Genomic DNA, 11,140 nt, shown 5'->3' on the forward strand with positions numbered 1-11,140 from the left:
CGCGATTCGTGGGCTGTGCCGAGGTCGGCGACGGCGGAGCAGTTGAGCGAAGTCATCCTTATATCACCGGCCGAGAATCAGGCTGACATTGCTGCCGCCGAACGCGAACGAATTGCTCATCGCGTACTGCGTGCCGTTGCCGCGCGCAAGGCGCCGCGTATCGGCGATCAGGTCCAGCGTGGGCAGCGTGGCGTCGGCGTCGCCGTCCCACAGATGGCGCGGCAGCGGGATGTCTTCACGGGTCAGCGCGAGATACGCGATGCCGAGTTCAGTGGCGCCCGCCGCGCCGAGCGTATGGCCGGTCAGCGGCTTGGTGCCGCTCGTCGAGACGCCGTCGGGGAACACGCGCGCCATCAGGTGCGCTTCCATCTGGTCGTTGCGCGGCGTCGCGGTGGCGTGCAGGTTCACGTAGCCGATCGCGGAGGGCGCGAGTTGCGCGTCGTCGAGCGCCGCGCGCAGCGCGAGTTCGCCGCCCATGCCTTGCGGGTCAGGCGCGGAGATGTGATGCGCGTCGCTCGATTCGCCGGCGCCCGCGAGCCACACGTCGCCTTCGTCGCGCGTCAGCAGGAAGACCGCGGCGCTTTCGCCGACGTTGATGCCGTGGCGATTGCGGCTCATCGGATTCATCCGCGTCGTGCTGGTCGATTCGAGCGACGAGAAGCCTTGAATCGTGAGCTCGCACAGCGAATCGACGCCGCCCGCGATCACCGCATCGCACAGCCCGAGCCGCAGCAGCCGGCGCGCGGACACGAACGCTTTCGCGCTCGACGTGCACGCGGTCGAGATCGTGAACGCGGGCCCCTGGATACCGAGCGCGGCCGCGGCGAACGGCGCGGCGGTGCCGATTTCCATCTGGCGGTAGTCGAACGCGGCGGGCATTGCGCCGCTCGCGGCACGCTCGAAGAGTGCGTCTTCGGCGGCGCTGATGCCTGACGTGCTGGTGCCGAGCACGATACCGATGCGCTGCGAACCGAAGCGTTCGCGTGCGGCGTCGATCTCGGGCTGGATCTGCGCGAGCGCGGCGAGCAGCAGCCGGTTGTTGCGGCAGTCGTAGCGCGTGAGCGATGCAGGCGGTGCGAGATCGAGCGGTGCAAGCGCACGGCCGACGAACGCTTCACCGCGCCGTGTCGACATCGGGCCCATGCCGGGCGCTTCGTGACGCTTCAATGCGTCGGCGATCGACGCGGTGTCGTCGCCGAGCGCGTTGATCATGCCGAGCGCGTGCAGGTAGACGCGGGTTGTGTTCATGCCGTTTCCTTCGTATGCAACGGCATCGGAATGCCGATCGGCGCAAGCAGCACCGCAATCGAAATACCGAGCGCGAGCGTTCCGCCGAAGCTCTTCAGCGCAGGCATCGAACTCATGCCGAGCATGCCGAACGACAGCAGCGTGGTGGCCGCCGACAGCAGCACACCGGTCCAGACCGCGCCAAGGTCGGCATGTTCGCGCTGCGCGCCTTCGCGCAGAAACACCGCGTAGTTCGCGCCGACGCCGAGCACCAGCATCAGCGCGAGCGAGTTGAACAGGTTGCATGGCACGCGCGCATAGCCGAACAGCGCGAGCGTGACGCCGACCGCGAGCAGCACCGGCAAAGCGACCGCGATGCCGCCGCGCACGCCGTAGCGCACCATCAGCAGGATCAGCACGAGCAGCAACGCTCCGGCGAGCCACAGGCCGCTGTCGACGCGATACGCACCGAACAGCTTCGACACGCTCGCGGCCTTGTCGACGAAGCTCACGCCGGGCAACGTAGCGGCCAGCGCGACGAGCACCGGTTCGTTCACGGGCGTCACGCGTTGTGGCATCACGACGGCCGCATACACCGGCGTCGCGACCTCGACCTGGCCGAGCCACAGATGCCGGAACGGTTGCGACCACGGCGCGGCGAGCCAGCGCCCGACGCTCAGCGTGCGATTCGCCGACTGCGCGGATGCCGCGAGCCACGCATCGGCGACGTTGTCGCGAAAGCCCGCGTCGACCAGCAGCTTGCGCAGTGCCGCCCGGTCGTTGAACACATGCGTATCGAGCAGCGCGCGATTGGCGTGCTGCCGCGCGGCCGACGGCACGAACGACGTGACCGATTGCCAGCCTGCGATCTGCGTGGCGCTGTTGCCGGTGAGCGCCTCGAGCTTCGCGCCGAGCGCTTCCGCGCGTTGCAGCACCGTCTCTTCCGAGTCGCCGCGTACGACGAAGAACTGTGCGTCGTTGTCTACGCCGACGGCGCGCGTGATGCGCTGCTCCTGCGCAACGAGCGAAGGGTCGCGATGGATCAGCAGGTGGATGTCGTCGTCGCTTTTCAGCATCAGCCAGCCGGGCGCCGCGACGATCACGAGCAGCACGGCGAGCCACACTGCGCGCTTGCCGCCGATCGCGCGCTGCCATTTCGCGAGCAGTTGCGCCGCGGCGGCGAAGAGCCATTGCGGACGACGTACGGGTGCGCGCGTGAGCAGCGCGGGCAGCAGCCACAGCACGGACGCGAACGCGACCGAAATGCCGACCATCGCGAAGCACGCGATCTGCTTCAGCGCGGGGAACGGCACCCACGCGAGGATCGCGTAGCCGAGCAGGCTGGTCGCGAGCGCGACGCTCAATGCGGGCGTGACTGCGCGCGCGCCTTGTTTCGCGTCCCATGCGTTGCTACCCGCGCCGTTCGCGTTTGCATCACCGTGACTCGCGCCGAGATACACGACGAAGTACTGGATCGAGTAGTCGACCGCTTCGCCGATCAGGCTCGCGCCGAACACGAGCGTGAGCAGATGCAGCTTGCCGAACACGAGCATCGTCGCGGCGAGCGCGCACAGGATGCCGATCGCCGTCGACACGAAACCGAGCACGAGCAGCCGCGGCGAGCGGAAGATCCACAGCATCAGGAACGCGACGCCGACGAGCGACACGATGCCGATCCGGTGTACATCGCGCTCCGATTCGCTGCGCGCTGCTTCGCCATAGAACACGGCGCCGGTGCGCGCGAGCGTGACGTCGGGGAAGCTATGCTTCAGTTGCGCTTCCGCATGAGCGGTAGCGGCGAGCACCGCGCGCTGCGTGCCGGATTCGTACGCGGAGCCCGGCAGGGTCGCGACGACGAGCACGCTGGTGGTGCTGCCCGTATGCGCGACGAGGAGGTTGTCTTCGATCGACAGGTTCGAGGTGGCGAGCGGCAGGCCCGCGAGCCAGTGCTCGAGCCAGCCGAACGGATCGTCGGCGAGCGGTGTCGACAGACCGCCGCCGGGCGGCGCGTACAGGTGTTGCAGCACCGCGTCGTGCAGCGCGTTCGGCCCGCGCGCGATCACTGCGCGATCCGCGGGCGTCAGCAGGCCGAAGCGATAGGGCAGATAGACGCTGCCGATCTGCGACAGGTCAAACGGCGGCAACTGCGCGGTCACCGAACGGAACGCATGGCTCGCGGCAAGCGTTGCGCCGAGTTGCGCCGCCGCGGCTTTCGCGTGCGCGTCGCTGTCGCTCGATACGAGATACACGGTACGATCGCCGAGCGCGGCGGCGAGGCGCTCGACCGCGAGATCGGCGACCGGGTCGGCTTCGGTGGCGGGCAGCAGCGCGAGCAGGTTGGTCTGCAATGGCGACGTCGCGGCGAAGCGCCACGCGCAGTACAGCGCCGCGACGAGCGCGAGCAGCAGCCACGCGGCGAGCACGCCGCGCGCTGGCTTCACCGGTCGCGACTGCAGCGCGTCCACTAGTGCGCTCCGAACAACGCCGCTTCGGCGGGAGTCAACGTGGTGACGGCGCTGGTGCCTTCGAAGCTCAATGCCGTCGCATCGCCATTCGCGAGTGTGACGAGCAGCGTTTGCAGATACGTGCCGCCGCTCATCTGCAGCGACTTGATCGACTGCGCGAGCTGCGGCTGGTTCGGCGTCAGCAGCATGTGCCAGCGCGACGGCGTGCCGTCCGCATGCACGTCGAACTGCGAGTAGAGCGCGGACAGATCGCCCGACAGCATGTCGCGCATCAGCTTCGCGGCGGTCTGCGCGCTGCGAGCGCCTTGCGGGTTTGCCGTGGCACCCGGTTGGCCATCAGGGCCGAGCTGGCGCACACCCGCATCGGTGATCACGTAGGTCGCCTTGTACGGCGTGTCGAGTTGCCAGATCACGCCGCGTTCGCGATAGAACAGCAGCGAGCCGTGGCTCACGAGCGGCGCTTTCATCGCGGCGAGCGTGCGCGTCTGGATGAACTGTGCGCGGATGCCGGACTGCTGGCCGAGATGCGCGGCGATCTGCGAGACGAGCGTCGTGCTGGCGCTGGACGATGCGGCGACGGGGGCGGCGGTCTGCGTGCCCTCGGCCCACGCGGCGTGACGCGGCGTGAGCGCAATCGCAATTGCAATCGCGCTCGCACCGCAGAATGGCACGAGCCTGGTCGCAACACGCATGCGCATATTCACTCGGCCCATGCACGCTCCAGCTTCTCGAGCACGATGGGCGGCGACACGAACTGCAACTCCTGGTTCGATGCCTTCACGGCCACCTGCAGCGTGTAGCCTTTCGTGAGCCGCGTGCCGGTGGCCTCGTCGAAGATCTCGTAGCCTATCTTCAGGCGGTTCTCGTATTCGAGCAGTTTCGTGCGGACGTCGAGAATCTGGCCGTAGACGGCCGGGCGCACGTATTTCAGATGCACTTCGACCACTGGCCACAGGAAGCCGGACGCCTGCATCTCGCGATAGTCGTAATCGAACTTTCGCAGCAGCGCCGCGCGGCCGATCTCGAAGTACTTCAGGTAGTGGCCGTGCCAGCAGACGTTCATCGCGTCGACGTCATGGAACGGCACTTCCACTTTCGCGCTCGCGGTCAGGGTCTTCTGCGTGTCAGTCATCGCGCGTGCCTCCACTGGGACGCGCCCAGAAATCGAAAAAATTGAACCATTGGTACGGCGCCTTGCGGCAGTAGTGTTCGAGACGCGCCGCGTAACGCTGCGCCCACGCCGCGATATGTTGCGTGCGCTCGCGGCGCGGCAGTTCGATGCGCTCGGCGAACGGCTCGAAGTAGAGGCGATAGGTGCCGCGTTCCTTCAGGCAGAAGAACAGGTACACCGGGCAGCCGAGGGCGTGCGCGAGCACGTACGGGCCTTGTGCGAACGGCGCGGGCGAGCCGAGAAAATGCGCATCGGTGGTGCGGCCCGATTCGTGCGCGGGCGTGCGATCGCCGACGATCACGAGCAGCTCGCCGTTCTCGACGCGCTCCTGCATCATCATCGAGGTCGCCGGACCGAAGTCGCTGACGTGCACGAGGTGCTCGGCGAAGCGGTCGTCAGCGGATGCCAGCACGCTGTTGAAGCGCTGCGCGTGCTCGGTGTAGACGATCGCGGTCACCTTCGTCTGCGCGCCGCGCACCGCGAGCGCGCGCGCCATCTCCAGGTTGCCGAGGTGCGAGCCGATCACGAGCGCGCCGCGTCCGCTTGCGAGCAGCGCATCGAGCGGTGCGGCATCGTCGAAGTCGACGTCGTGCTCTGTCACGTGGCCAGACCATGCGGCGAGCTTGTCGAAGCCCGACTGCGCGAACGCCAGCATGTGGCGATACGCGCTGAACCAGCCGGGGCGCGGCGTATCGGATGCGGGTGTCGCAGCATCGAGCTGTGCGAAATACAGCTTCGACGCAGTGCGCGCCGCACGGCCCGTCACGAGGAAGTACGCGACGATCGGATGCAGCCACAGCGCGGTGAAGCGCGGCCCGAACAGCTTGCAGCTCAATGCGAGCGACAGCATGCCGAGCCGGCTGCCGCGCTCGGCCATGCGCCACCAGTGTTTTTCCTGGGCATTGACCTTGTTGCAACCCGTTGCGCGTGGCATGAACTTGTGCGCGATCAAAAGCGGCGAGCGCAACAGCATGCCGAAGAAGAGCCGGGTGTGGCTGCGGCTGATGCGGAGGTTGTCCCACAGCACGTCGAAATGAGAAATGCCGTCGGTCGCGTAGGTAACGCGCGTCGGCAGTGCGACGAACGCGACGCGCTGCCAGTAGAGGCGCACGAGAATCTCGATGTCGAAGTCCATGCGCGTGGGCAGCGTCACGCTGTCGATCAGCGCGCACGCGAGATCGAGCGGATAGATGCGGAAGCCGCACATCGAGTCGCGGATCTCGAACGACAGCGTCTCGATCCACACCCACACGTGCGTCGCATAGCGGCCGTAGAGCCGCGACTTCGGCACGCTGTCGTCGTAGACCGGCTGGCCGAGAATCAACGCGCGCGGCGCGGCCCCGGCTGCGGCGACGAAGCGCGGCACGTCGGCGGCATCGTGCTGACCGTCCGCGTCGATCTGCAGTGCGTGCGTGTAGCCGGCATCGTGCGCGGCGCGAAGGCCAGTCATCACCGCCGCGCCCTTGCCGCCGTTCACCGGGCGACGCAGCAGCGTCATGCGGCCCACGTACTGCTGCGCGAGTTCGGCGAGCACTGCCTGCGTCGGTGCATCGCTGCCATCGTCGACGACGATGACCGGCAGCTCGTGCACGGCGAGATTCGCGATGGTCGCGCCGATCGCGTCCTTGTGGTTGTAGATCGGAATGACGATGCAGGCAGCGAAGCTCATGCCTGGTCTCCGTACACGATCACGCCCGATGCGCTGTCCCGCTCGCCGAGCCGGTACGCAAAGCGCACGCGCCGCTCGCTCGCATCGTGCGTCATCGCGAGCGACAGCAGCGCGCCGGGCGGCACGGGCGCGGTGAACTTCAGGCGATCGATGGACCTGACCTCGCGTAGATGCGGAATGTGTTCGCTCGCGAGGCGGATCGCCCAGTCGATCTGCACGACGCCGGGCAGGATCGCGAGCCCGGGGAAGTGGCCGTCGAAATGCGCGAGCGAAGGCGGCACGCGCAGGTCGTAGCGCAACTGGTCGCCGCACTGGCTCGCCGCGAGCACTTCGACGCCGTAGCGTCCCGCCCACAGCGCTTCGTGCGGCGCGCTCATCGCTGCTCCGCCCGGGCCGCGCGGGCCGCCCTCGGCAGCATCACCAGATGGCGCCAGCCGAGTTCGCCGACCAGCAGCGCGCCGATCAGCACATACGCGATCGCGCCGTTGTACAGCGACCAGTCCTCGCGTGGCCAGCACAACGCGGTGTACACGGAGAACGCGCCGTTCAGCACGAAGAAGCCGCACCATACCTGCGTGACGCGGCGCGTGTAGCGGATCACGTGCGGCGGCGGATCGGGCATCGTGATGCGCGCGAATTTTTCGACCATCGACGGGCCGCGCACGAGCGTCGCGCCGAACGCGACGAGCAGTCCGAGATTGACGAGCGACGGATAAAGACGCAGCAGCATTTCGCTGCCGGTCAGCACGATCGCGACGGAGGCGGCGTTGAGCAGCGCGGCGACGCACCAGTCGACCGCGGTCAGCCGGCGCAGCGAAGCGGCGACCGTGCCGGTGCCGCCCCAGCGCTGCAGCCACAGCAGCGCGAACAGCAGGCAACCGACCACACGCGGATTGTCCCAATGCCACGCGCACAGGATCACGAGCGGATACGCGAGCTTCGCGGCGATCCGCAGTCCGGTTCGCAGCCAGCCCATCAGCCCGACGCCTGGCGTGGCGGCAAGCGCATCGTCAACCGTGCCTGTCGCGATCGGCGCGGCGGCCGCGGCCGTTTCCCGTTCGTACGGCGAAAGCGGCATCAACCTTGCGCCGCGAGCAGCGACTCGATTGCGGCGATCACGTCGCCGACCGTGCGGACCGACTTGAACTCCTCCGGCTTGATGCGCCTGCCCGTCATTTCCTGCAGCTTGATCGCGAGATCGACCGCGTCGATGCTGTCGAGATCGAGTTCTTCGAACAGATGGGCCTCGGGCGTCACACGCTCGGGTTCAATGGCGAAGTTCTCTTTGAAGATGGCGCGGATGCGCTCAAGAATCTCTGCCTCGGTCACGATTTAATCCCCTTTACTGACAACTGCATCCGCTGCGCCACCGGCGGCGCCGGCGGCCTGACCGCGGCTCGCGATCAGCGCGGCGAGCGAATCGATCGAACGGAAGTATTCGCGGACGTTCGGGTCGTCCGGACTGATGGTCAACTGATATTGCCTGCGCAGCACGATGCCGATCTCGAGCGCGTCGATCGAATCGAGACCGATGCCGTCGCTGTCGAAGAGCGGCGCATCGTCGGCGATGTCGGCGGGCGTCAGATGCTCCAGATCGAATGCGTCGATCAGGAGCTGCTTAAGTTCCAGTTTTAAAGAATCCATGGTCGAACAGGTGCTGGGTGATGTGCTCTTCGATCGCGCTCGTCACGCTGCGCGCGGCAAGCGCGGGCGCGGCGCCGTGCGCGGCGAGATCGTCGGCCGCGATGGGACCGAGTACGTCCACGGTTATGCGGAATGGTCGCGCCGGAATGTCGTGCCAGCGCATCTGCTTGGTGAACGCCGGCGGATCGCAGTGCATCAGCACCGGCACGATCGGCACGCCGGCCTTCAGCGCGACGTAGGCAAAGCCGCGCGAAAACGCATGCAGACGGTTCGGCGCCGGACTGCGCGAGCCTTCGGGGAAGATGATCATCGTGTAGCCGCGCGCGAGCTGCTTCGCGCAGTCTTCGACGAGGCCGACCGGATCGGCATTGCTCACGTATTCGGCCGCGCGCACGATGCCCCAGAAGCACGGATTGCCCCAATGCTTGTTCTTCACGACGCAGCAGGCGTTCGGCATCAGCGACAGCAGCACCATCACGTCGAGATACGTCGGGTGATTCGCGACGACGATCGATGCACCGCTCGCGCGCAGTTGCGCCGCGCCGCGCGTGTCGAGCTCCATCACGCCGATGCGCCGCAGCACCGCGACGAGCGCGCGGAAAAAGTGGTGGATGATCAGCGTGACCGCGCGTTGCCGCGATGCGCGATGCGGCCACAACTGCGCGAGCGGGAACGCGACGATCGAAAACAGCACGCCACACGTGCCGAACACGACGAAGCTCATGCCGGTCGCGAACCAGCGCCAGCAGTAGTCAAGCCGCGTCGCCATGCCACCTCCAGTGCCACGCGTTGCCATTGCTCTGCCAGCTCGACTGGCCCCGGTTATCGAGGCAGTGCGCGAGCGCCGCGGCCTGGGTAGCGAAGCTTCGAGCGCCGGCGGGTTCGTTGTGCGCGACCGAGCAGCTGAGTTCGCATTGCGGGCTCGTCGCGTCGAGCAGGATCGCGAGCGCGCCGCCTTCCACTTCGTCGTTCACCGGGCCATAGAGCGGGTCGGCGGGTTCGTCCGCGTAGACGACGAGGACGGGCGCGGACGGCGCGTCCGTGTATTGCGCATGCGCCTCGAGGAGCGCATAGCCGAGCGTTTCGGCACCCGCGGAAATGGCGCTTGCCGCCGAGCGGTCGCCGCGCGCAATGCCGAACATGCCCGACATCGCGTTCAGCACGGACAGGCTGAACGCGTTCGGCGACACGGGCTCGGACGCGGCGATTGCGTGCAGGATGTCGGTGGTGCGGCGCAGTTCGCCGTGACGCGACGCGAATACCATCCGGACCGCGTCGCGACCTGCGGCGCAGTCGTGCGCGACCTTCAGCGCCATCCGCGACAGCGAGCTCAGACGGCGACGCACCATCGGGTCGATGAAGCTGATATCCGGCGCGGTTGGCGATGTAGCGGACCAGAAAGACCAGCGAGCCACCGGCATGGTCCAGTGCAGATTGGGCATATCGGTATTCGCAAAATAAAAAATGGCTGGCGCGTCGATAAATCGGCCGGCTTCGGCGCGAAATAGCCGCGCACGGACGATTGACCGGGCGGATTTACCGCGATTCGGATACGCACGTTTAACGGCAGCCGGCGCGAGATTTTTAACGCTGCCGGCAAATCGACGGCCGGTATGCCCTCGGCATGTCATATGCCGGTGAACCGGTCTATTTGTCCATCGCTGTTCGACAGCGCGGGCAAATCATACTGAATATTACCGGTTAAATCAGCCCGAAATGATGCCTGGTTCAAATGCGTGTCGCCAGCGCGACGACGAATGTCAAATCCGCATTGACGAAAATTCCGCTCTGCCTATAACGCTGCGATCCCAAACTCTGGTGCGTGCGCGGGCTGGAAAGCATCCCGTAATGTGACGAAGCGCAACTCCTGCCGGTGAGCCGCTTCGGCGATGCCCGGCAATACCGATAGCAGAACCGGACGGCCGTCGTTCGATCGCGCCGCATTGCCGTCGTGCAGCAGCAGGATGTCGCGCGGAGCGAGATCGCGAAGCAGGCGGGCCTGCACCACGCGCGGATCGGATTCGCGCGTATCGAAGCCGCGCCTGGTCCACGCGACGAGGCGCAGATCAAGCTTTTGCAGCACGGGTTCGAGCATCACGTTGCGCAAGCCGGCCGGCGCACGGAAAAACGCTGGACACTGTCCGGTCAGCGCGGTGAGCGTGCGCTGCGCATCGTCGACTTCGCGCGCGAGCGCGAGCGGCCCGCGTACCGAGAACGTGTGCCGGTGACGCTGCGAGTGGTTTTCCACCGCGTGGCCGCGCGCGGCGATCTCGCGCGTGAGCGCCGGGTGGCGCAGCGCGCATTCGCCGATGCAGAAGAAGGTCGCGCGGATGCCGTGCGCGTCGAGCAGATCGAGCACCCGCGGCGTCACGTCGGGGTCGGGTCCGTCGTCGACCGTGAGCGCGATCGAGCGCGCGTTGCCCGGCAGGTCGGGCAGCCGCGTCCAGTTCGGGCCGAGCATCGACGAGCGCGGCAGCAGGCCGGGAATCGTGACCGCGGCGTGATTGGCGAACGTGCCGGCGAGCCACCATGGCCACGTGGCCGGCTCGAGCGCGCAGCCGAGCAGGGCGGCCGCATGCCAGGCTGTCGACAGCGTGAGCGCGGCCGGATAGCCCTTCACGGGCCAGCGGCGCTCGCCCGGATCGAAGCCGGTGCAGGCGGAGGTGTGGGGGGCCGTCATGTCGTTGCTTCCGCTTCCTTGCTTTGCTTCGATGCGTTTCCCTGACCGTGTGCCATGTAACGCGGATGGCCGCGCATGGCCGGGTATAGCCTTACCTGGCAGCGTGAACGTAACGTGAACGCAGCTCTCGCACCGATTTGCAGAAATGCAATTCTAGTGGATGTGGGGCGAGGCGGGGGGGAGGGATGCCAGGGCAATCGCATTAGGAAGTCGTTTACTGGCGGGCTTGGGCAGGTTAGTGGTTGTAAACAAAGGGCGAAGCGTCGTTTACTCTCGATTTTTGG

The 11,140-nt window shown here is 66.9% G+C and carries 11 protein-coding genes and 1 pseudogene; all 12 read right to left on the reverse strand.

All coding sequences use genetic code 11. From position 1 onward, the window contains the following. Positions 1-63: 63 nt before the first annotated feature. Positions 64-1,248, reverse strand: a complete 1,185-nt coding sequence (locus DVS29_RS26825) for a beta-ketoacyl-[acyl-carrier-protein] synthase family protein (RefSeq protein ID WP_118183555.1) — start codon at positions 1,246-1,248, stop codon at positions 64-66. After that, entirely contained in the window at positions 1,245-3,692 is a 2,448-nt protein-coding gene (locus DVS29_RS26830; protein WP_118183556.1) for an MMPL family transporter, read from the reverse strand. Before DVS29_RS26830 ends, DVS29_RS26825 begins: the two co-directional genes overlap by 4 nt. Beyond that, positions 3,692-4,405 (reverse strand): outer membrane lipoprotein carrier protein LolA, encoded by a 714-nt coding sequence (locus DVS29_RS26835; protein WP_118183557.1) that lies wholly within the window; start codon positions 4,403-4,405, stop codon positions 3,692-3,694. The genes DVS29_RS26830 and DVS29_RS26835 overlap by 1 nt, the downstream gene beginning before the upstream one ends. Then, complete coding sequence (locus DVS29_RS26840; RefSeq protein ID WP_118183558.1) at positions 4,393-4,824, reverse strand: acyl-CoA thioesterase; 432 nt, start codon at positions 4,822-4,824, stop codon at positions 4,393-4,395. Before DVS29_RS26840 ends, DVS29_RS26835 begins: the two co-directional genes overlap by 13 nt. Then, complete coding sequence (locus DVS29_RS26845) at positions 4,817-6,532, reverse strand: glycosyltransferase family 2 protein (protein WP_118183559.1); 1,716 nt, start codon at positions 6,530-6,532, stop codon at positions 4,817-4,819. Before DVS29_RS26845 ends, DVS29_RS26840 begins: the two co-directional genes overlap by 8 nt. After that, a pseudogene (locus DVS29_RS26850) lies at positions 6,529-6,870 on the reverse strand (ApeI family dehydratase); the annotation flags it as partial. The gene DVS29_RS26845 and the pseudogene DVS29_RS26850, both read right to left, overlap by 4 nt. A 35-nt stretch (positions 6,871-6,905) precedes the next feature. Continuing rightward, complete coding sequence (locus DVS29_RS26855) at positions 6,906-7,610, reverse strand: COG4648 family protein (RefSeq protein WP_240655810.1); 705 nt, start codon at positions 7,608-7,610, stop codon at positions 6,906-6,908. Continuing rightward, positions 7,610-7,861, reverse strand: a complete 252-nt coding sequence (locus DVS29_RS26860) for an acyl carrier protein (protein WP_118183561.1) — start codon at positions 7,859-7,861, stop codon at positions 7,610-7,612. Before DVS29_RS26860 ends, DVS29_RS26855 begins: the two co-directional genes overlap by 1 nt. Before the next feature lie 3 nt (positions 7,862-7,864). Then, a complete protein-coding gene (locus DVS29_RS26865) occupies positions 7,865-8,176 on the reverse strand; it encodes a phosphopantetheine-binding protein (protein WP_118183562.1) in 312 nt (103 codons plus the stop codon). Next, a complete protein-coding gene (locus tag DVS29_RS26870; RefSeq protein ID WP_118183563.1) occupies positions 8,151-8,945 on the reverse strand; it encodes a lysophospholipid acyltransferase family protein in 795 nt (264 codons plus the stop codon). The genes DVS29_RS26865 and DVS29_RS26870 overlap by 26 nt, the downstream gene beginning before the upstream one ends. Continuing rightward, positions 8,929-9,618, reverse strand: coding sequence for a beta-ketoacyl synthase chain length factor (locus DVS29_RS26875; RefSeq protein ID WP_118183564.1), 690 nt, complete (start codon positions 9,616-9,618; stop codon positions 8,929-8,931). Before DVS29_RS26875 ends, DVS29_RS26870 begins: the two co-directional genes overlap by 17 nt. A 350-nt stretch (positions 9,619-9,968) precedes the next feature. Further along, positions 9,969-10,856 carry a polysaccharide deacetylase family protein gene (locus tag DVS29_RS26880; RefSeq protein ID WP_118183565.1) on the reverse strand — a complete coding sequence of 296 codons (888 nt, stop codon included), beginning with the start codon at positions 10,854-10,856 and terminating at the stop codon, positions 9,969-9,971. Positions 10,857-11,140 lie beyond the last annotated feature (284 nt).

Origin of the sequence: Paraburkholderia phosphatilytica (genome assembly GCF_003443895.1) — a bacterium.
Taxonomy (GTDB): domain Bacteria; phylum Pseudomonadota; class Gammaproteobacteria; order Burkholderiales; family Burkholderiaceae; genus Paraburkholderia; species Paraburkholderia phosphatilytica.